19 protein-coding genes are annotated in these 19,271 nt (G+C 63.9%); 10 read left to right on the top strand and 9 right to left on the bottom strand.

Features of this window, described 5'->3' with window-relative positions:
• The coding region (locus PG892_RS08900) for an EAL domain-containing protein (RefSeq protein ID WP_270825329.1) at window positions 1–1,601 on the top strand (1,601 nt) is incomplete at its 5' end.
• 107 nt (window positions 1,602–1,708) lie between these two features.
• Here PG892_RS08900 and PG892_RS08895 read toward each other — a convergent pair.
• Window positions 1,709–3,190, bottom strand: a complete 1,482-nt coding sequence (locus PG892_RS08895) for a GGDEF domain-containing protein (protein ID WP_143237067.1) — start codon at window positions 3,188–3,190, stop codon at window positions 1,709–1,711.
• A 178-nt stretch (window positions 3,191–3,368) separates the two neighbouring features.
• Between PG892_RS08895 and ybaK the strand changes: the two genes are divergently transcribed.
• Complete coding sequence (ybaK, locus tag PG892_RS08890; RefSeq protein WP_041211703.1) at window positions 3,369–3,839, top strand: Cys-tRNA(Pro) deacylase; 471 nt, start codon at window positions 3,369–3,371, stop codon at window positions 3,837–3,839.
• 128 nt (window positions 3,840–3,967) lie between these two features.
• On the opposite strand, the gene PG892_RS08885 is transcribed toward ybaK, so the two are convergent.
• Genes PG892_RS08885 through PG892_RS08875 form a run of 3 tightly spaced genes read right to left on the bottom strand, consistent with a single transcriptional unit; the run spans window position 3,968 to window position 5,648 of the window.
• Complete coding sequence (locus PG892_RS08885) at window positions 3,968–4,735, bottom strand: GNAT family N-acetyltransferase (RefSeq protein WP_223914999.1); 768 nt, start codon at window positions 4,733–4,735, stop codon at window positions 3,968–3,970.
• Window positions 4,725–5,162, bottom strand: coding sequence for a rhodanese-like domain-containing protein (locus PG892_RS08880; protein ID WP_042878345.1), 438 nt, complete (start codon window positions 5,160–5,162; stop codon window positions 4,725–4,727). The genes PG892_RS08885 and PG892_RS08880 overlap by 11 nt, the downstream gene beginning before the upstream one ends.
• An 18-nt stretch (window positions 5,163–5,180) precedes the next feature.
• Window positions 5,181–5,648 (bottom strand): OsmC family protein, encoded by a 468-nt coding sequence (locus PG892_RS08875; RefSeq protein ID WP_041211705.1) that lies wholly within the window; start codon window positions 5,646–5,648, stop codon window positions 5,181–5,183.
• 252 nt (window positions 5,649–5,900) lie between these two features.
• On the opposite strand from PG892_RS08875, the gene pdxR reads away from it, so the two are divergent.
• The 3 genes from pdxR (at window position 5,901) to PG892_RS08860 (ending at window position 9,129) form a co-directional block, all read left to right on the top strand.
• Window positions 5,901–7,328, top strand: a complete 1,428-nt coding sequence (gene pdxR / locus PG892_RS08870; protein WP_143237066.1) for a MocR-like pyridoxine biosynthesis transcription factor PdxR — start codon at window positions 5,901–5,903, stop codon at window positions 7,326–7,328.
• Between the two features lie 153 nt (window positions 7,329–7,481).
• Window positions 7,482–8,315 carry a hypothetical protein gene (locus tag PG892_RS08865; protein WP_143238286.1) on the top strand — a complete coding sequence of 278 codons (834 nt, stop codon included), beginning with the start codon at window positions 7,482–7,484 and terminating at the stop codon, window positions 8,313–8,315.
• Entirely contained in the window at window positions 8,299–9,129 is an 831-nt protein-coding gene (locus tag PG892_RS08860) for a substrate-binding periplasmic protein (protein ID WP_234917102.1), read from the top strand. Before PG892_RS08865 ends, PG892_RS08860 begins: the two co-directional genes overlap by 17 nt.
• Window positions 9,130–9,144: 15 nt before the next feature.
• Here PG892_RS08860 and PG892_RS08855 read toward each other — a convergent pair whose 3' ends face one another.
• Window positions 9,145–10,020 carry a LysR family transcriptional regulator gene (locus PG892_RS08855; RefSeq protein ID WP_143237065.1) on the bottom strand — a complete coding sequence of 292 codons (876 nt, stop codon included), beginning with the start codon at window positions 10,018–10,020 and terminating at the stop codon, window positions 9,145–9,147.
• Window positions 10,021–10,148: 128 nt separating this feature from the next.
• On the opposite strand from PG892_RS08855, the gene PG892_RS08850 reads away from it, so the two are divergent.
• Window positions 10,149–10,550 (top strand): CidA/LrgA family protein, encoded by a 402-nt coding sequence (locus PG892_RS08850; RefSeq protein ID WP_143237064.1) that lies wholly within the window; start codon window positions 10,149–10,151, stop codon window positions 10,548–10,550.
• Window positions 10,543–11,232: an LrgB family protein gene (locus PG892_RS08845; RefSeq protein WP_010675703.1), complete on the top strand. Its 690-nt coding sequence runs from the start codon at window positions 10,543–10,545 to the stop codon at window positions 11,230–11,232. Before PG892_RS08850 ends, PG892_RS08845 begins: the two co-directional genes overlap by 8 nt.
• 67 nt (window positions 11,233–11,299) lie before the next feature.
• On the opposite strand, the gene PG892_RS08840 is transcribed toward PG892_RS08845, so the two are convergent.
• Both PG892_RS08840 and metB read right to left on the bottom strand, forming a co-directional pair.
• Window positions 11,300–13,753 (bottom strand): bifunctional aspartate kinase/homoserine dehydrogenase II, encoded by a 2,454-nt coding sequence (locus tag PG892_RS08840; RefSeq protein ID WP_143237063.1) that lies wholly within the window; start codon window positions 13,751–13,753, stop codon window positions 11,300–11,302.
• The gene (metB, locus tag PG892_RS08835; protein ID WP_010675705.1) at window positions 13,753–14,931 is read right to left on the bottom strand and encodes a cystathionine gamma-synthase; all 1,179 of its coding nucleotides are present in this window, start codon (window positions 14,929–14,931) and stop codon (window positions 13,753–13,755) included. Before metB ends, PG892_RS08840 begins: the two co-directional genes overlap by 1 nt.
• 223 nt (window positions 14,932–15,154) lie before the next feature.
• On the opposite strand from metB, the gene metJ reads away from it, so the two are divergent.
• The 3 genes from metJ to PG892_RS08820 all read left to right on the top strand — a co-directional run bounded on the left by metJ (window position 15,155) and on the right by PG892_RS08820 (window position 16,695).
• Entirely contained in the window at window positions 15,155–15,478 is a 324-nt protein-coding gene (gene metJ / locus PG892_RS08830) for a met regulon transcriptional regulator MetJ (RefSeq protein ID WP_005327165.1), read from the top strand.
• A gap of 35 nt (window positions 15,479–15,513) precedes the next feature.
• The gene (locus PG892_RS08825; RefSeq protein WP_270825328.1) at window positions 15,514–16,272 is read left to right on the top strand and encodes an AraC family transcriptional regulator; all 759 of its coding nucleotides are present in this window, start codon (window positions 15,514–15,516) and stop codon (window positions 16,270–16,272) included.
• A gap of 84 nt (window positions 16,273–16,356) precedes the next feature.
• Window positions 16,357–16,695 (top strand): tRNA-binding protein, encoded by a 339-nt coding sequence (locus PG892_RS08820; RefSeq protein ID WP_201922334.1) that lies wholly within the window; start codon window positions 16,357–16,359, stop codon window positions 16,693–16,695.
• Between the two features lie 83 nt (window positions 16,696–16,778).
• Here PG892_RS08820 and PG892_RS08815 read toward each other — a convergent pair whose 3' ends face one another.
• Both PG892_RS08815 and cysQ read right to left on the bottom strand, forming a co-directional pair.
• Window positions 16,779–18,047, bottom strand: coding sequence for an aromatic amino acid transport family protein (locus tag PG892_RS08815; RefSeq protein ID WP_029314815.1), 1,269 nt, complete (start codon window positions 18,045–18,047; stop codon window positions 16,779–16,781).
• Between the two features lie 411 nt (window positions 18,048–18,458).
• A complete protein-coding gene (gene cysQ, locus PG892_RS08810) occupies window positions 18,459–19,271 on the bottom strand; it encodes a 3'(2'),5'-bisphosphate nucleotidase CysQ (protein WP_010675709.1) in 813 nt (270 codons plus the stop codon).

The following is a 19,271-nucleotide window of genomic DNA, read 5'->3' as shown; positions in this document are numbered from 1 at the left end:
GGTGTGTTTGGAGACAGCCAGTTTACCAGCACCCTGTCTGTCAACTTCCACTTCCCCAAGATCCCGCGAAGAACCTTTATTTAGGCTGTTTCATCTCATTGCTCTTATTTTTGCTTGTCGGCCATTTTTCCACCCTGGCACTTCAGAAAAACAAGCAGCTGGCTTTCTCAAAAAACCTGTTAATAAAATCGGATGAGGTCACCTTACAGCTTGCGACCTCATTACGTGCAGTCAACCAGGCCGCCCTCATCGAATGCAACAAACCCACCATAGATAAAATCAGGATCATCGCCTCCTATTACCCTTATGTCGATGACATAGGCATCGCCGAGGGTGACAAGCTGCTCTGTACCGCCAACTGGGGGATCCTGGAGAAACAATCGCAGCTTCCCCGCCATGACTTCATCACGGCCTCCGGATTCGAGGTCTATCTCAAGCCGCGCGATCTCTTCCCCTCCCAGCTCATCCGAAATATGACCCGCCTCGGCAACGTCGTGGCGTTTTCTTCTCGGCTGAGAGCGGAGCAGATATACAAGGACACCGCGGATTTCTCGTATGAGCTCGTCACCAAGAATGGGGAACACAAGTTCATCTCATTGGCGGGCTCCCCCGCCGCGAGCAACCACTTTTCGACCCTGTCGACCCGGCTGTGCAGCGACACCTTCGATTACTGCATCGTGACCTACAATGACAGCGTAGGCATCCTCGCCTATCACCCGCTGCTGATCGCGCTGTACTGTGTCATCGCATTGTGTTTCGGCGGCCTCATCGCCTTCTCGGTCACCAGCTATCAAGAAGAGAAGCGCTCCCTCGAGTTTCGTCTGATACGCGCGATAAAAAGGGAGGAGCTCTACCTCGAATATCAGCCAGTGGTGCATGCCGTACAACATCACATCGTCGGTGTGGAGGCGCTGCTGCGCTGGAAGGATGAGCTCTATGGCCAGGTCTCCCCCGAGCTGTTCATTCCCATCGCCACCAAGCTTGCGCTGTATAAGCATATCTCCTTCTTTATTGCTCATCGCGCCCTGCATGATTTGCAGCACCTGCTCAAGCAAGACAGTAACCTGATGGTGTCATTGAATATCAGCAACTATGAAATCACCAAACCGGAATATCTCGACTACCTGCATAAACAAGTCATCCTGCACGATATAAAGCCTCATCAGATCAAGCTTGAAATAACGGAGAGGATCAACGAGTACCACCAGAAAATATCGGAGTTCGCCATTGCCGCCCGCAAAAAAGGGTTCAAGGTATCATTGGACGACTTTGGTACCGGAGCATCCAATATTGTCTGGCTGACATCCATCGATTTCGACGAAATAAAATTGGACAAGATATTTATTCATGGCCTGCATGAAGAGCTGAAGAGGGATCTCTTCATCTCCATGCTCAACGGCATCGCCAAGCTGAACAAGCAGCTCGTCTTCGAGGGGGTGGAGAGCCCGCACGAACTGAGATTGATCGAGTCGTTCGACAAGCACGCCTTCATCCAGGGCTGGCTGTTTTACAAGGCCCTGCCGGCCGCGAGGCTGACCCACATCATCGCAGAGAAAAGAGCAAACTCCTCCCCGCCCCCCCCTTACCGCCGCATCGAGTAGCGCTCACTAAGGGGCTTCAATGGGTCTTCGCTCTAGGTCATCGCGCTAGCCGCTCCTCAAACCAAGGGCGCCTTGATGGCGCCCTTCTTGTCTCATCTCCCTGCATCCTAGGCAACCCGGTTGCGTCCCCGGCGCTTGGCCTCGTAGAGGCGCTGATCCACGCACTGCAGCCAGTCGTCCATGCGGCGATAGCCCATCTGATAGGCGGTGAGCCCCACGCTGATGGTGACGGTGATCGCCTGCTGCTGGTAGGCAAAGTGGTGACGCTCCACCAGCTGGCGGGTGCGTTCCATGATGACATGGGCCTCCTCCAGGGTCGTGCCCCGCAGCAGCAGGATGAACTCCTCCCCGCCAAATCGCGCCACCAGATCCTTGCTGCGCACCGCCTGCATCAGGAGCCCCGCCAGCGACGCCAGCACGGCATCTCCGGCAAGGTGTCCATATACATCATTGATTTGCTTGAAGAAGTCGATGTCTATCAAGGCCAGGCAGCAGGCCTCCCCTTCGGCGGGATGGTGCTGGACGTGATCCAGCAACACGTTGGCCTGCTGGAAAAAGCTGCTGCGGTTGGGCAGCTTGGTCAAGAAGTCGTGCTCGGCGTTGAAGCGCAGCACCCGCTCCATGCGGCTGCGCTCGTCCTCCAGGTTGCGGGCGTGGATAAGGGTGCCAAGGGCCGTGGTGAGGGGCTCGAGCAGGCTGACATGGGTCTCGTCAAAGCCGCCCGGGCGGTTGGCCAGAGCGATCATGCCGATCGCCTCCCCCTTGTGGCGGATGGGGATGCCGAGGAAGCTGTCCAGATGCGGATGCCCACGAGGGGAGACGCCGCGGCTCGCCGGGTGGCTAGGCAGATCGTTGCAGCACACCAGGACGTTGTGGGTGACCACGTGGCCGAACAGATTGTCGAGCTTGCTGAAGGTGAGCCCTCCCCGATTCTGGCGCTGCTGCTCGTACCAGGCATGGGTCTGCTCGTCCCAGGAGACGTTGGAGATGGAGGGGACGTAGAGGCTGGGGCTCCCCTCCTCGTACTGGAGGATGCCGATGAAGCCATAGGAGCTCTGGCTGACACTCAGCAGCCGCTCGAAGACGGTGTCGCAGGCGGATGCGAGGTTGCGGTCCAGCAGAAAGCTCTGGTGGGCGGCCACGACGATGTCGAACAGCCGGCTCTGCAGCTCGACCCGCTGCTTGGCCAGTACCCCGGAAGTGATGTCGTGAGCCAGCTTGATCACCCCGAGCAGGGACCCCTCCTCGTCGGTGATGGGCATGTAGGTGGCATGGATCCAGAGGGTGCCGCCGTCTCGCGTGATCCGGCGAAATTCCCCCGAGTGGATTTCGCCGTTCAGCACCCTCTGCCAGAAGAACGCGTGCCCGACGTGCAGATCCGCCGGCAGCAACATCAGGTGGGATTGACCGATCAACGCCTCGGCCTCGTACCCGAGCATGTCGCAGAACAGGGGATTGACCGACACGATGCGCGCATCGAGATCGAACTCGACCATGCCGTAGGCCCGCTCCAGAGCCGTCTGCCGGGCCAGGGACTCATAACGATCGAACGCCTCGACGTCGCGAGCGCGAATTGCTGGGGTATTCATGGCTACGATTCCTTTCGTTCGCCGACGCCCCCCGCGAGAATGCGGGAACAAGAGTTCAGAGCATAGGATCCGGCACTCGGTTACGCGAACACGAGTCCCATTTGATGCAGCCAGGTACTTGCCACATCAGGCGCCCGGGCGCAGACTGTCTGGCCTTGCCCTGGCTCGAGGAGACCCCATGACACCCGCCATCAACCTGCTGAAGAAGCTGAAGATCCCCCACAAGCTCTACCCCTACGAGTGCGAGGCCCACGACGATTTCGGCAAGCATGCCGCGACCCAGCTCGGCCTGCCCGAGGAGCGCGTGTTCAAGACCCTGCTCGCCCATCACGACAAGCAGGCAGTGGTCGCCATAGTCCCGTCATCGGGCATGTGCAGCCTCAAGCAACTCGCCAAGGCGACCGGGCTCAAGAAGGTGGAGATGATGAAGCCGCTCGACGCCGAGAAGCTGACCGGCTACAAGGTGGGTGGCATCAGCCCCCTGGCCCAGAAGAAGCAGTTGCCCACCGTGCTGGACGACTCCGCCATGGCCTTCGACGAGATCCTGGTCAGCGGCGGCAAGCGCGGCCTCTCGGTCGGGGTGGCGCCGGCAGACATGGTGCGCCTGATGAACTGGATTGCCGCCCCCATCGGCGATCACCACGACTGAACAAACAAAAGAGGCGCCATGACTGGCGCCTCTTGCGTCTGGATACCGGATCTGGCGCCTTGTGTGCGAAGGATACCCAAAGCCCCGGCACCGGAAACCGCCCCGTCCCGGCGGGTGATCTGCCGCCCTCAACACGCCGCAGAGCGGCAGGCGGCGGTCAGTTCGGAGAGTCGGCGACGCTGACGCCCGGCATGGTCGAAGTTGCCGTCCTCCAGCCAGCGCTCGAAGCACCCTTTCAGGGCGGGCCACTCGCTGTCGATGACGGAGAACCAGGCCGTATCCCGGTTGTGTCCCTTGTCCACCCGCGCCTGACGGAAGGTCCCCTCATAGTGAAAGCCGAGGCGCAGGGCCGCCTGGCGCGAAGGCAGGTTCAGGGCATTGCACTTCCACTCGTAGCGCCGGTATCCCAGAGCAAAGGCATTGGCCATCATCAACACCATGGCCGCCGTCGCCAGCCGTGACTGCTGCATGGCGGGGGAGAAGTGCAGCCAGCCCACCTCGATGCTGCCCGCCAGGGGATCGATGCGCAGGTAGCTCGCCAGTCCCAGCGCCCGTCCGCTCCCCTCGTCGATGATGCCGTAGAACTGGGGATCCCGCTTGGTGGCAACCTCCCGCAGCCAGACCCCCATGGCGGTCTCGTCCGCGAAAGGGCCGCTGGTCAGGTAAGTCCACATGGCCCCGCTGTCGGCACTGAATGCCTGCCACAGATCCCCCAGGTGGCGCTCGGGATCAAGGGGCTCGAGACGACAGCCCCAGCCATGCAGTGCGCGGTGGGGAGGGAACTCGGCGCCGCGCCATTCTGGCAGTGCACGCCCCAGAGGCTGCCCAAAGTCGTTGAAAAGGGCGGCGCCGGACAGGGAGGCGTCGCCCCCCTCATTGCAACGTTCAACAGGCACAGGCAATTCCCCCTTCCAGCAGCACTCCGGGCTCGCTGCCCGTGGCGACGGCGAAACCGTCCTGACGCCACCAGTGCAGGCCCCCTATCAACTCCTTGACCTCAAACCCGAGGGACGCCAGCTTGTAGGCCCCCTGGGTCGAACCGTTGCAGCCGATGCCGTCGCAATAGCAGACATACACCAGGTTCCGGTCCAGTACCGCCGTGGTCGACGCCGTCATGGTCCTGTGGGGGAAGGAGATGGCGCCGGGAATGTGCCCCTCGGCATAGTGTGCGGGGGAGCGGGTATCGATGACCACGATCCCCGCCGCCCCGGCCAGCAGATCGGCGGCCAGATCCGCCGGATCGGTACGAAACTTCAGTTGGGCCTCGAAAAAGGCGCTGGCTTCGGCGGCCCCTGCCACCCCTGTGCTCAATACATGACTCATCCTGAACGCTCCTGATGACTAGATGACGATCTCTGTGGTGACGACGGTGTTGACCGAGTTGGCGATGAAGCACTCCTCATGGGCCTGGTGGTGCAACTGCTCCAGATCCGCCAGAGCGGGCTCCTGCTCTCCCCCGAAGATCACCCTGGGACGCAGCGTGACCCGGGTCATGGCGAGGCGACCTTGCCCGTTTTTCGCCATGATGCCGACCGCGTCGTCCCGGTAGCTCTCAACCCGATAGCCCGCCTTCGCCGCCAGCCAGAGGAAGGTGAGCATGTGGCAACTGGAGAGGGCCGCCACAAACGCCTCTTCCGGGTCCACATGTTCCGCCACCGAGTAAGGCAGCGGCACCACATGGGGAGAGGAGGAGGCCGGCACCCTGACCCCGCCATCAAACGCCCACTCATGGGCCCGGCTGTAACGCTGATCGACGAAGGGCTCATGCTCCCCCCGCTGCCAACTGATGGTGGCACTGTATTCCGACATGCAGACTCCTTGTGTTGCCAATCCGTGCCGCCCGCTGGCGCCACCCTGTGACCACCAATGTAGCGACAAAATGGCCTTGCCACGCCGACCAATTTTGCCAATATGGGCAGACCAATTTCATCGAGCCGCCGCCATGACCACCCACCCCACCCGCTCTGCCCGTCGGTCGCCAGCCCCACAGCCGCGCCATGCCCTGCGGGCAGGATCCCTGCCTCGAAAGAGGCGCAACCCCCGAGCCAACGGGAGCGCATCATGACCGTTCTGCCAACGCTCTTCGCCAGCCAGCAGCAAGGGGATCTGCCCCTGCACGAACAACTGGTGCGTACCCTGCGCGAGGCCATCCTGGCGGGCCACCTGCCCCTGCACAGCCGCCTGCCCGCCAGCCGCCTCCTGGCCCGGGATCTCGGTATCTCCCGCAGCACGGTGGAACTGGCCTATGGCCGGCTCGAGGCGGAGGGGTATCTGGTGCGCAAGGTGGGCGCCGGCAGCTTTGTCGCCCTGGCGGCGGTGCGCCCCGCGCCGCGCCCGCCCCAGTCAGCGGCTGGCCTCTCCCGTCGCGGCCAGGAGATGGCCCTGGGTGGCGCCTGTCACGACGTGCCCGAGGTGGGCACCACCTTTGCTTCCAGCCAGCCGGATCCCCGTCTCTTCCCCCAGGCACTCTGGGGTCGGCTGATGCAGCAACAGTGGCGCCACCGCGCCAGCGACTGGATGAACTACGGGGATCCCCAGGGGCTTGGGGAACTTCGCGCCGCCATCAGCAGCTATCTGGTGCAGTCACGCGGCGTGGTGTGCGAGCCGGATCAGATCCTGATCCTCACCAGCTCCCAGCAGGGGATCCTGCTGGCGACCCAGTTGCTCATCGATGCCGGTGACACCGTCTGGGTGGAAGACCCCGGTTATCCCGGGGCTCGCACCGCCATGGAGAGCGCCGGTGCCCGGGTACATCCGGTGCCGGTGGATGAAGAGGGACTCAACCCTCATGGGGATCATCCTGCGCCGCGCCTCATCTACTGCACCCCGGCACACCAGTATCCCCTTGGCGTCCCCATGAGCCTGCCCCGCCGCATGGCGCTGCTGGCCGAGGCAGAGCGTCACGGCGCCTGGATCCTGGAGGACGATTACGACGGGGAGTACCAGTATGATCAGCGTCCCCTGCCCGCCCTGCAGGGGCTCGACGGCCAGGGGCGGGTGATCTATGTGGGCACCTTCAGCAAGGTGCTGTTCGGCTCGCTGCGCCTCGCCTACCTGGTGCTGCCCAGGCCGCTGATGGACTCCTTCTGCCGCGCCCGGGCCGCCGTCGACGGCCACAGCAACCAGTTGCAGCAAGCGGTCACGGCAGACTTCATCCGGGGCGGGCACTTCGCCACCCACCTGCGCCAGAGCCGCCTCCTCTACCAGAGCAGACGGGATCTGCTGCTGGCGGAACTGGCCGAGCACTGCCCGGGGCTCACCCCCATCCACAGCGGTGCCGGCCTGCAGTGCGCCGTGCTGCTGCCCCCCGGTGGAGAGGTGCGCTGGACCGATGCCGCCAACGCCTGCGGGCTGGGGCTGCGCCATCTGGGCCAGTTCTACCTGGGCCCGCCGACGCTGGAAGGGTGGCTGCTCGGCTTTGGCTGCCTCGACAACCAGACGCTGCGCCAGCTATGTCGTCGCCTGGGTCTCTTGATGAAATCCGCATGACCCCCTTCTCAAGAGGTCAGATCTGCCAGAGCCTGATAGCGCTGTGTCGACGGGAATGGCCCGTCTATACTGGGCACAATCCCGTTGCCGAACCCGGTCAAGATGCATCGAATCCTGCTCCTTTTGCTCGCCCTCTCCCTCCCGTCCCTCACGATGGCGGCCACCCGCTTCACCCTGATCACAGGGGAACCCCAACAGGATGTCCGCATGAATTATTACCGGGCGGCGATGAGGCTGGCGCTGGAGAAAACACGGCCCGATTACGGCGACTATGAACTGCTCGATGCCATCAGGATGAACAAGGCGAGGATGCGGCTCGAAGTGCAAACGCCGGACAAGAATGCCCTCTTCATCGTCGACAGCTGGCCCCAGGAGATCCCTCAACCCGGCGTCAGCCTGGTCCCCTTCCCCATCGATCTGGGCGTGCTCGGCTACCGGGTCTGTTTTGTCGGCAGCGCCCGTGCCCAGGCCCTGGCCGGGGTTCACACCCTGTCCCAGTTGCAGCAGTTCACGCAAGGGGTGGGCACCGGCTGGCGGGATGCCGACATCCTGCGCTACAACGGCTTCAGGGTGCAGGAGGTGGATAACTATGAGTCACTGTTTCGCCTGGTGGCCCGTGGCCGGATCGATCTCTTCTGCCGTGGTGCCAACGAGATATTGAGCGAGTGGAAAAACCACAGACCCGGCCTGCCGGGGCTGACCGTGGATAGCCATGTCGCCCTCTTCTATCCGCTCATCCACTCCCTCTACAGCCACGCCACCTACAGCAAGGAGCGCGAGCGCCTTTTGCGCGGCCTGCAACTGGCATGGAAAGATGGCTCCCTGCAGCGCCTCTGGCGCCATCATTTCCAGCCTTCCCTGGTCTTTGCCCGGCTCGATTCACGCCAGATCTTCCGGCTGACCAACCCGCAGCTGCCCGACGAGAGCACCGACTACCGCTCCTATCTCTATGACCCGATGAGGGATGACTTTGGCATCGCTCCCTGACTGGCTCGCCGGTTCTCCCCTGTCAGGCAGGCTCCCCTTGCGCACTCTCTGCCTGGCGCTGCTGCTCTGGTTGCTGCCGACCTGCGTCATGGCCGCCCCCGGCAGCATTCGTGCCTGCATGGAGAACAGTGATTCGCCTCCCTGGTTGCTGATGTCCGGCGAGGGGATAGTGCAGTTCCACCTCAAGGAGGTGGCAAACCGGATCGGGCACCCCATCATTCTCACCCCCCTTCCCTGGAAACGCTGCCTCTCCCTCGTCAGCCAGGGCCAGCTCGATGCGGCCGTCAAGCTGAGCTACAGCGAAGAGCGTGCTCGCACCATAGGGGTCTATCCCATGCGACACGGGGCACCTGATCCCGCCAAGCGCCTGCTCACCGAGAGCTACAGCCTCTACCAGCCAAAAGGCGGACAGGTTCGCTGGGATGGCCGGCAGCTCGTCGCCCGGGGCGTCATTGCGGCGCAGTCCGGTTTCTCCATCGTCGCCCAGCTGCAGGAGAGCGGTGTCAGGGTGGATGACTCCAGCAGGGAACCACTGATCCTGCTCAAGAAGGTCGCGATGCAGCGCGCCGTTGCCGCCGCCCTGCAAACCGGGGTCGCAGAACGGACCCTAGCCGCCCACCCGCAGCTGCAGGCCACACTCGAGCGGATCACCCCTCCCCTGGTCGAAAAACCCTACTACCTCATCTTCTCCCACCCCTTCCATCAAGCCCACCCCGATCTCAGCCAACAGGTGTGGGACGAGATTGAGGAGGTGCGACACTCCGCAGCCTATGCCCGCTTCGTCACAGGCATGGCGTCACCGGGGACCCCCTAACCCCAGACCTGCTCCTCAGCCCTGTTCGCGGCACAGGGCAAGCCAGGCCTCGGCGGTGCGGGAGAGGTAGCGATCCCCTGGCCAGATCACCCCGAGTCGCCAGCTCAGCTCCGGGGCCAGAGGGCGCAACACCAGGCCGTCCGGCGTCAGCCGCCGGCAGATGGGCTCCGGCAGGAAGGCGACCCCCATGCCGCTTCGCACCATGGCGGTGAGGAAGTCCCACTGGCTGCTGCGGGCCGCCACCTGGGGCACGAACCCGGCTTGCTCGCAGGCCTGCTCCAGCCGCTCGCTCAAGGTGAAGGCCTGGGTATAGAGCAGGAAGGGTTCGTCCCGCAGAGCCTCCAGCCGGATCTCGCCACCCTCGCGCCAGCGGGGCAGGTCCGGCAGCACCACCCGGATGGGGTAACTGTCCAGATCCAGGGCGCAGAGGGCCCCCTCTTCCCTGGTCGGCAGCATGGTGATGGCGAGATCCAGCTCCCCCGCCAGCACCGCCTGCTCGATGCGCCGCCCGCCATATTCGACGATGGAGAGCTCCACGCCGGGGTAGCGGCTGCGATAGGTACGGATGAGATCCGCATAGACATGGCCCACCATGGGCGGGATGCCGAGGGCAAGACGCCCGGATTGCAGGCTCTGCAGATCCGCCAGCTCCGCCTCCAGCTGCTGCATCTCCGCCAGGATGGTCTGGGCCCGAGTGAACAGCACCTGGCCGCTGTCGGTCAGGGTGAAGCGGCGACCGACCCGGCTCAGCAGGGGCTGGCCCAGCTCCTCTTCCATGTTGCGGATCATTTTGCTGATGGTGGGCTGAGTGACGAACAGCTTCTCGGAGGCGCGGGTGAAGCTCTGCTCCCGCACCAGCTCGACGAAGTAACGCAGGGCTCGAATATCCATGGTGCTCTCTTGACGGGAATGGCTGGCTAAATCATGCCTCTTTGGCATGATTTTGATAATTTAAATTCATTTTTTGCAGGTTTGGTCCCTCTCTATACTGTGAGCAGGTTCACAGAAAGACGCTTGCCATGAAAACCCTCTGCCTTCACTGGTTGCAAACCCCCTTCCAAATCGCCCTGCTGGCGGCCATCTGGTTGCTGGCCGACATCGCAGTGCGCACCTTGCACCTGCCCCTGCCCGCCAACCTCACTGGCATGTTGCTGCTGCTGGTCTGCATCCTGCTCGGGGTGGTCAAGGCCCAGTGGTTCAGTGCCGGGGCCCGCTGGCTGCTGGCGGAGATGCTGCTCTTCTTCGTCCCTGCCGTAGTGGCCGTGGTCAACTATCAGGAGCTGCTGCTGCAGGAGGGGTGGCGCATCATGGTGGTCCTGATCGTCAGCACCGTGCTGGTGCTCGGCACCACGGCGCTGGTGGTGGACAGGGTCTATCGCCTCGAGCTGAAGCTGGCCCGCCGGAGTCGCCGCCATGTCTGACACCCTGCTCGGCCTGCTCTGCTTCGCCCTGACCCTGCTCTTCTACTACGCCAGCAAGTGGCTCTATGGCAAAAAGCGCATCCTGCCCCTGATGCCGCTGCTGCTGGCCCCCACCCTGCTGGTGGCCGTGGTGATGTTGTTCCACATTCCCTACCGGGACTACATGGCCGAATCCCACTGGCTGCTCTGGCTGCTGGGCCCTGCCACCGTCGCCTTCGCGGTGCCCGTCTACGAGAATCGCCAGCTGATGCGCCGCCACTGGCTCTCCCTCTCGGTCGGGGTCGTGGCGTCCGTGGTGATGGCGGTGGGCAGCACAGTGCTGCTGGCCCGCTGGCTCAACCTCTCCGAGCTGTTGCAGCGCAGCATGGCCATGAGATCCATCACCACCCCCTTCGCGGTGGAGGCGACCCGTTCCGTGGGTGGCAACGCCGATCTCACCGCCCTGTTCGTGGTGCTGACCGGCGTCATCGGCATGGCGGTGGGAGAAAGCGTGCTCACCGTGCTCGCCATCCGCAGCCGCCTCGGCAAAGGCGCGGGCTTTGGTGCCTCGGCCCACGGGGCCGGGACAGCCAGGGCCTATCAGATGGGCAACGAGGAGGGGGTGGTCTCCAGCATGGTGATGATGATCGCCGGCATGGCCACCGTGCTGCTCGCCCCCCTCCTGGGCCGGCTGTTCTGGTGACTCCGCCACCCGATAACAGAAGAGGCGCCCTGGGGCGCCTCTTCTCATTGCATCGTGTCACGCAGCCTCAGAGGCTGGCGCAGATCTGCCAGAGATCGTACTGGATGGCGGCGGCCGTCACTTCCCGGCCCGCTCCCGGCCCCTGGATCACCAGGGGGTTGGTGCGATAGCTGTCGCTCTCGATGGCGAACACGTTGTCGCAGGGCAAGAGGTTGGCAAACGGGTGATGGGGCTCCAGCGCCTCCAGCCCGACGCGGGCCTTGCCGTCGTGCTCGAAGCGGGCGACATAACGCAGCACCTTGCCGACCCGGCGCGCCCCCTCGAAGGCGGTCTGGATAGGGTCATCCAGCTCCTTGAGCCTGTCCATGAACTCATCGGCGGTCACCTTGCGCAGCGTGACAGGCACCAGATTCTCCAGCTCGATGTCGGCGGAGTCGAGCTCGAAGCCCGCCTCCCGCGCCAGGATGAGCAGCTTGCGGCGCACATCCTGACCGGAGAGATCCTCCCGGGGATCCGGCTCGGTCAGGCCGTGTTGCCACGCCTCGTCCACCAGTTCGGAGAAGGGGCGAGTGCCGTCATACTGCTGGAACAGCCAGGAGAGGGTGCCGGAGAAGATGCCGGAGACCCCCTGGATGCGGTCGCCGCTCTGGCGCAGCATCTGGATGCTGGACTGGATGGGCAGCCCGGCCCCCACGGTGGCGTTGTAGCGCCACTGCACCTGATGGTCGCGGCAGGTCTGCTTGATGCGCTGGTAAAACTCGCTGTCGGCGGCACCGGCAAACTTGTTGGCGGCGATGATGTGGATGCCGAGCTGGGCAAAGTCCGGGTAGTAGCGGCTCACCGTCTCGCTGGCGGTCATGTCGAGCGCGATCAGGGAGTCAAAACTGTGCTGCTCCAGCTGGGAGAGCAGCTCCGGCCAGATGAGCGGCTTGGGATGGAAGTTGTCCTGTACCTTGAGGGGATCCAGCCCCTCTTCGTCCAGCAGCCCGCCCTTGGAGTCGAAGACCCCATAGAGGGTGAGCGCCAGATTGAGCTCATGCTCGAGGCGCGCCTGCTCGCGGGCGTAGAGCCCCAGCCAGTGACCGCCGATATTGCCTTTGCCGAACACCACCAGCCCGACCCGGGTCGGGCGGCTGAACAGGGCACTGTGCAGAGCGATGAGCAGCGGCTCCAGCACGATCTGGCGCAGCACGGCCACCAGGCTCAGGCCGTCTTTGGCCACCTGCACGAACTCGAGAGGCTGATCCGCCAGCAGCTGGTAGAAGCGGTGGCACTGCTCGGCGTTGTCGGTGACGCCGGCCCCCACCAGGGCGACCAGGCTGAACCCCTCCTTCTGGATGAGGCCGGTAAAGTTGCCCTGCAACTGGAAGTCACGGAGCACCTCGAAGGCCCCTTGTGCCACCTCCAGGGTGTAGGCCAGACGCAGCACCCGCCGATCCGGCTGGCGCTGCAGGGTGAGCGGATGGAGGCGATGGCGGGCCAGATGGGCCTCGATGGCCGCCACTGTCTGCTCAAAGTCAGTCTGCGGCAGCACCTTGAGCTCGATGAGGGCTATCTGATCCACCGAGGAGACGATGCGGGCACCGCCGGAGCGGGGCGCACGGCGCAGGATGTGGGTGCAGCCTTCGTCCGGATTGTAGCTGCAGCGCAGGGTGAGGCGCTGACGGCTGTCGGCCACCGGCTGCAGGGTACGCGAATGCAGCACCGAGGAGCCCAGGCGCGCCAGCTCGTTGGCCTCGGCCAGGCTCAGGCGCTCCAGCAGACGAGCCTCTTTCACCCGGCGCGGGTCGGCACTGTAGACCCCGGCCACGTCGCTCCAGATGGTGGTGGACTCGCCGTCCGCCAGCGCCGCCAGGAGGCTGGCACTGTAGTCGGAGCCGTTGCGTCCCAGCAGCAGGGAACGCCCCTCCATGTCGGCGGCAATGAAGCCGGTCACCACGATGCGACCGGCGTGCTCGGCCAGGCGGGCCTTGAGCAGCTCGCTGGAGAGGGCGGTATCCACCTTGATGAGGGCGCCGTCTTCTGCGCGCAGGAAGCTGCGAGCATCGAGCCAGGTGGCCGCCTCACCCCGGCTGGTGAGCAGGGCAGCCAGCAGGCGGGCGGACCACACCTCGCCAAAGGCGAGCAGGCCGTTGCGCTCGAAGCGGTCAAACTGCCCCTCCAGGGTCTTGGCGATCAGCTGCATGTCGTCCGTCAGTTGCTGGCTCAGATCGAGGTGAAGCTCCCCTTCCAGCAGGCCGTCGATCAGGCTTTGCTGATAGGCGTGCAGGGCGGTGATGGCTTCGCCTGCGGCCTCATCCCCCGCTTCCGCCAGCTCCACCAGCTGGATCAGCCGGTTGGTGGTCTTGCCCGCGGCGGAGACCACCACCAGCTCGTTGCCCCCCACCTGTTGCTCGACGATGCTGGCGACCCGGCGATAACAGACCGGATCCGCCAGGCTGCTGCCGCCGAACTTGTGTACATGGCGCCGCTTGAAGACTGCCTCTGTTGCCACCACACACTCTCCTTGTTGTTGTTCCATTACTTCACCTGCTCTGCCTGTTGTGCCAACTGCGCCTGTTCAAACCCCTGGGCCAGATCGGCCACCAGATCCTCACCGTGTTCGATCCCCACCGACAGGCGCAGCAACTGGGCACTGATACCCGCCGCCTGCTGGGCCGCCGGGGTCATGGCCCTGTGGGTCATGCTGGCCGGATGGGCCACCAGACTCTCCACACCGCCGAGGGACTCCGCCACCGAGAAGAGGCGCAGCCCCGCGAGGAAGGCACGCAGCCCCGTCTCGTTGCAATCGAGCTCAAAACTTAGCATGGCGCCAAAGCCGGACTGTTGACGGCGCGCAATGTCGTGGCCCGGATGGCTCGGCAGGCTGGGGTGATAGATACGCTTGACCAGCGGCTGCTGCTGCAAGAAGGCGAGGATGCGATCCGTGTTCTCCTGATGGGTGCGCAGGCGCGGGGCCAGGGTGCGCAGGCCCCGCAGGGTGAGGTAGGAGTCAAAGGCACCGGAGGTGAGCCCCAGGCAGTTGGCCCACCACACCAGGGAGTCGGCCAGAGCCTGATCCTTGGCGATCGCCACACCTCCTACCACGTCGGAGTGGCCGTTGATGTACTTGGTGGTGGAGTGGACCACCACGTCGGCACCAAGGGCCAGGGGCTGTTGCAGCAAGGGGGAGAGGAAGGTGTTGTCCACCACCACCTGGGCCCCCACCCCGTGGGAGGCCTCGGCGATGGCGGCGATATCCACCACCCGCAGCAGCGGGTTGGAGGGGGTCTCCACCCACACCAGTGCGGGTTTCTGGGCCAGCGCGGCGGCCAGCGCCACCTCGTCTCCCTGATCCACGAACTGCACCTGGTAGTGGCCCTTGGCCGCCAGATACTCGAACAGGCGCCAGGTGCCGCCGTAGCAGTCGTGGGGGGCGATCAGCAGATCCCCCGCCTTGAGCAGAGCCGTGGTCACCAGGTGAACGGCCCCCATGCCGGTGCCGGTCACCACGGCGCCGGCTCCCCCTTCCAGGGCCGCCAGGGCGTCCGCCAGATTGGTGCGGGTCGGGTTGCCGGAACGGGCATAGTCGTATTGACGGGGCTCGCCAAAGTCGGCAAAGGTGTAGTTGCTGGAGAGGTAGATGGGGGGCACCACTGCACCGTGCTGCGTGTCTGTCTCAATCCCGGTGCGTACCGCCAGGGTGGCCTTGTGGGTCATGTCACTCTCCTTGATGGGTTGCCGGAGCCGGTCCGCCTCGTGGGTCGTCCAGCCCCGCTCTCATTTTCGCTGGCCGGACTGCCGGCCCATGGTGCACCACACTACGCCACCTTAAAAAAGCCGTCAACACTTCTAGACGTCTAAATGGCTTTGCTGTTGGATTGCCATTGAATTCCTTAAGGGTTAAAATCCGCGCTCACGGCCAAACGACTACAGGTGGAACATGGGTACAGAGTGGAACGGCGACTACGTCAGCCCCTATGCAGAGCACGGCAAGAAGAGCGAACAGGTCAAGAAGATAACCGTCTCGATCCCGCTCAAGGTGCTGAAGGTGTTGACCGATGAGCGCACCCGTCGCCAGGTGAACAACCTGCGTCATGCGACCAACAGCGAGCTGCTCTGCGAAGCCTTCCTGCACGCCTTCACCGGCCAGCCGCTGCCCTGTGACGACGACCTGCGCAAGGATCACCCGGACAGCGTCCCCGCCGAGGCCCGCGCCATCATGGAAGCCCTTGGCAAAGAGATCGAAGACTTCGACGCCGAGTAATGCGGCTGCCCATGGCAAACGATGCATCCCTTTCAATGACGCGGCCCGGTGCCGCGTCATGCTTATCTGCCGCCTCCCCCTTCAGCCTGCGTCACTACCAGAGCGACATGCAGAGCCACAGTCATGACCACGCCCAGCTGGTGATCCCCCTCGTCGGCCCCCTCGAGATCGAGGTGCAGGGCCGGGGATGTCGCCTCGCCCCCGGTTTTGCCTGCATCATCGCCCCTGGCCTTCGCCACGACTACGCCGCCGACCCGGCGCACGTGTTTCTGGTGCAGGAGAGCCACTGGCTGCCGGCAGCCCTGGGGGACCACCCCTTCGTCGAGCTGGATGAGGCTCAGCGCCACTACCTCGCCTTCCTGCACCGCATGGTGGCCGAGGGGCGCCACGTGGCCGGCATGGATCAGGTGTGGCTCGGGCTGCTGACCGAGGGACGCGGCATGGGCCCCGCCGTCGCTCCCCGCATAGCCCCTCGTATCGCCAAGGTGCAGCGTCATATGGAAGCCCACCTCGCAGACCCCCTCACCAACGAGGAACTCGCCGCCATCGCCTGCCTCGGCCTGAGCCAGTTCAAACACGCTTTTCGCCAGCAGGTGGGCACGAGCGTCTCTCACTACCTCAGGATGCGGCGTATGGCACTGGCCCGCACCCTGCTCGCTCGCACCCGGCTGCCAGTCGGCGAAGTGGCCAGCCGCTGCGGCTACCAGAACAAGGGAGCCTTTGCCGAGCGCTTCCTGGCCGAGACCGGACTGACCCCTTCCCTCTGGCGCCGGCAAAACGGCTGCCTGCCGTAATCGGTCGGCTCTTTGCCGAAGACAATCCCCGGGCATTCGAGGCATGCTGAGGCTCATGCAAGGTATGAGCAACGAGGAGCCAAGATGCAGACCATAAGCTGGCAGGATTTCGAGATGGTGGAGCTCAGGGTGGGCACCCTGGTGCGGGTCGAGCCCTTCCCCGAGGCGCGCCGCCCCGCCTACAAGGTGTGGGCGGATTTCGGCCCCGAGCTCGGGGTGCGCAAGAGCAGCGCCCAGATCACCGACCTCTATCGACCGGAGGATCTGGTGGGCCGCCAGATCGTCGCCGTGGTGAACTTTCCCCCCAAGCAGATAGGCCCCATGCAGTCGGAGTTTCTGCTGACCGGCTTCTATCGCCCGGATGGCGCCGTGGTGATCGCCATCCCCGAGCAGACGGTGGAGAACGGCGCCAAGCTGGGGTGAGACGACAGCAAGGCAACCAGAGAGCAGAAACAAGAGAGGCGCCCCCCGGGGTCGCCTCTCTTGTTTGATGCTGACGGCCTGGCTTATTTCAGCAGGCTGAACAGCAGGGCCGAGACCGCCAGGGCACCGGTCAGCAGGATGAAGCCGTTGACCCAACGGTGACGGAAGCGGGCCAGCGCCTCCACCTTGTAGATGGCCACCACCGGCATGATGAAGAGGATCATGGCGATGACGGGGCCGGAGAGGGTCTCCATCAACCCCAGAATGCCCGGGTTGATGATGGCGGCGCCCCAGATGGCGAAGAACATCAGGGCGATGCCGAGCTTGTCCGCCTTCGCCAGCGGCAGGCCGGTGGGCTTGGCGATCAGGCTTTTCAGGCTCTCGCGGGCACCGAGGAAGTGGCCGAGGAAGGAGGAGCTGATGGCGATGAAGGCGATCAGCGGCCCCAGGGTCACGATCACCGGGTTGTCGGTGATGTTGGCGAGATAGGAGAGCACGGAGACGTTCTGGGCCTTGGCCTCGGCCAGCTGGGCCGGGGAGAGGCTCAGCACGCAGGAGAAGACGAAGAAGAGCACGAAGCCCACCAGCATGACGGTGGTGTTGCGCAGGATCAGGCCGCTCTTGGTTTCGGCCTGCTCCCCGTATTCCCGGCGCTGCACGTTGGCAAAGCCCGAGATGGCGGCGGCGTGGCTGAAGGCGAACACGGTGACCGGCAGCGCCAGCCAGACGGTGTTGAGGAAGCTCGTGCCTTCAAAGGCGGTCACTTCCGGCCACTGCCACTGGGGAATGAGGTAGCAGGAGAGGGCCAGCAGGATAGCGGCCAGCGGGTAGACCATGACGGCGAAGGCCCGCAGCATCGCCTTCTCGCCGGCCAGCATCACGGCGATCATGGCGAACACCAGCACGCCGGAGAGCATCACCCGATCCGGGGAGGCCAGGCCGAGCTGATTGACCATGAAGCTCTCCACCGTGTTGGTCAGCCCGACGCCGTAGATGAGCAGGATCGGGAAGATGGAGAGGAAATAGAGCGCCGAGATGAGGCGCCCGGCCATCTTGCCGAAGTGCTCCTCGGCCACCTCGGTGAAGTCGGCCTGGGGGCGCGACGACGAGAGCACGAAACGCGCCAGCCCGCGGTGGGCGAGGAAGGTCATGGGACCGGCCAGCACGGCGACGATGATGAGGGGCCAGATCCCCCCCAGACCCAGGTTGATGGGCAGGAACAGGATGCCGGCGCCGACGGCGGTGCCGAACAGGCTGATGACCCAGTGGGTGTCGTGGCGACGCCAGCCGGTGCTGGCCATGGTGGAGGGGGAACCGGACAGCTCCCGTGAGACGTCTGCAGATAAACTCATCGATAAATCACTTTTACGTAGTATTAAAATCTAAAAAGATTGTGCTCCTTTAGCATTTAATTCTCAAAAAGGGAGACTGGCAGATCTCACTGGCAAAGCCCTGTTCCACCAGTGAGATTGGGAGGAAATTTCACCCCGGATTATTCGATTAATCCTGACATTAACCAAAAGTTAGGAATATAAAACCAAAATTAAAACCGACGTCGATTTTTTGTTTCGATGAAATGCATGTTTTCAGAATTAAATGAAATTTATGCCAGTGCAGCCAGATTGGATGTGATGATCCACTGCCGTTATCGCCATCACTAGCGAATCTCCCTAAAATCCCCGTAACCAGCCAGTGGATCACACCAATGCAATCAGGCGACCCTGTGGTCGCCTGATTGCATTCCCTGCGAGCTGGTCGACCCGTCAGTGGGCCAGAATGCGACCCCAGGCGAGATCCGGGTCCCCCATCACGATGAAGTCCGGGTTCTCCAGCGACTCGGTCTCGTTGTAGCTCAGCGGTTGCAGCGCCAGGCTGAGGATGCGCCCCCCTGCCGCCTCCACGATGCACTGGGCGGCAGCGGTATCCCACTCCCCGGTGGGGCCCAGGCGCACGTAGCAATCCGCCACGCCTTCCGCCACCAGGCAGGACTTGAGGGAGCTGGAGCCGAGCGGGATCAGCTCGTAGTGGATGGCCGGGTTGAGGCGACGGGTCAGGTTCTCCAGTTTCTGGCGGCGGCTGATGGCCACCACCAGGGAGTCTGGCTGATCGTGTTCATGATGGATGGCGCTGATGGGACGGCTCTCGCCGTTCGCCTCCTTGAAGGCGCCGTGACCACGCACCGCCCAGTAGAGCAGATCGGATTCGGGGGCATAGATGACCCCGAGCACCGGGACATTGTCCCGCACCAGGGCGATCAGGGTAGCGAAGTCGCCGCTGCCTGCGATGAACTCACCAGTGCCGTCCAGCGGGTCCACCAGCCAGTACTGGCGCCAGTTCGCACGCTGGCTGAAGGGGATGTCGGCCGCCTCTTCGGTCAGCACGGGGACATGGGGAGTGAGCGCTGCCAGCGCCTGTTTGAGGTAGGCATCGGCAGCAAGATCGGCACTGGTGACCGGGGTCGCATCCTCCTTCAACTGGCGTTCGAACTGACCGCCGCGATAGATCTCGTGAAGGATCCTGCCCGCCTCACGGGCGATCTCCTTGACCTCGGGTATCCAGGCCAACAACTCCTGCAT

It is taken from the genome of Aeromonas sp. QDB68 (assembly GCF_027707405.1).
In the GTDB taxonomy this organism is placed as follows: domain Bacteria; phylum Pseudomonadota; class Gammaproteobacteria; order Enterobacterales; family Aeromonadaceae; genus Aeromonas; species Aeromonas caviae.
This window is presented reverse-complemented; position numbering and strand designations above follow the sequence as displayed.

What these genes read in the sequence shown, in the direction of transcription:
- PG892_RS08875 (WP_041211705.1), bottom strand. Translation starts at nt 5,648, where the DNA reads ATGTCGGAATACAGTGCCACCATCAGTTGGCAGCGGGGGGAGCATGAG.
- ybaK (WP_041211703.1), top strand. Translation starts at nt 3,369, where the DNA reads ATGACACCCGCCATCAACCTGCTGAAGAAGCTGAAGATCCCCCACAAG.
- pdxR (WP_143237066.1), top strand. Translation starts at nt 5,901, where the DNA reads ATGACCGTTCTGCCAACGCTCTTCGCCAGCCAGCAGCAAGGGGATCTG.
- PG892_RS08895 (WP_143237067.1), bottom strand. Translation starts at nt 3,190, where the DNA reads ATGAATACCCCAGCAATTCGCGCTCGCGACGTCGAGGCGTTCGATCGT.
- PG892_RS08840 (WP_143237063.1), bottom strand. Translation starts at nt 13,753, where the DNA reads ATGGAACAACAACAAGGAGAGTGTGTGGTGGCAACAGAGGCAGTCTTC.
- metB (WP_010675705.1), bottom strand. Translation starts at nt 14,931, where the DNA reads ATGACCCACAAGGCCACCCTGGCGGTACGCACCGGGATTGAGACAGAC.
- PG892_RS08850 (WP_143237064.1), top strand. Translation starts at nt 10,149, where the DNA reads ATGAAAACCCTCTGCCTTCACTGGTTGCAAACCCCCTTCCAAATCGCC.
- PG892_RS08825 (WP_270825328.1), top strand. Translation starts at nt 15,514, where the DNA reads ATGACGCGGCCCGGTGCCGCGTCATGCTTATCTGCCGCCTCCCCCTTC.
- PG892_RS08845 (WP_010675703.1), top strand. Translation starts at nt 10,543, where the DNA reads ATGTCTGACACCCTGCTCGGCCTGCTCTGCTTCGCCCTGACCCTGCTC.
- metJ (WP_005327165.1), top strand. Translation starts at nt 15,155, where the DNA reads ATGGGTACAGAGTGGAACGGCGACTACGTCAGCCCCTATGCAGAGCAC.
- PG892_RS08865 (WP_143238286.1), top strand. Translation starts at nt 7,482, where the DNA reads ATGGCGGCCACCCGCTTCACCCTGATCACAGGGGAACCCCAACAGGAT.
- PG892_RS08815 (WP_029314815.1), bottom strand. Translation starts at nt 18,047, where the DNA reads ATGAGTTTATCTGCAGACGTCTCACGGGAGCTGTCCGGTTCCCCCTCC.
- cysQ (WP_010675709.1), bottom strand. Translation starts at nt 19,271, where the DNA reads ATGCAGGAGTTGTTGGCCTGGATACCCGAGGTCAAGGAGATCGCCCGT.
- PG892_RS08880 (WP_042878345.1), bottom strand. Translation starts at nt 5,162, where the DNA reads ATGAGTCATGTATTGAGCACAGGGGTGGCAGGGGCCGCCGAAGCCAGC.
- PG892_RS08820 (WP_201922334.1), top strand. Translation starts at nt 16,357, where the DNA reads ATGCAGACCATAAGCTGGCAGGATTTCGAGATGGTGGAGCTCAGGGTG.
- PG892_RS08855 (WP_143237065.1), bottom strand. Translation starts at nt 10,020, where the DNA reads ATGGATATTCGAGCCCTGCGTTACTTCGTCGAGCTGGTGCGGGAGCAG.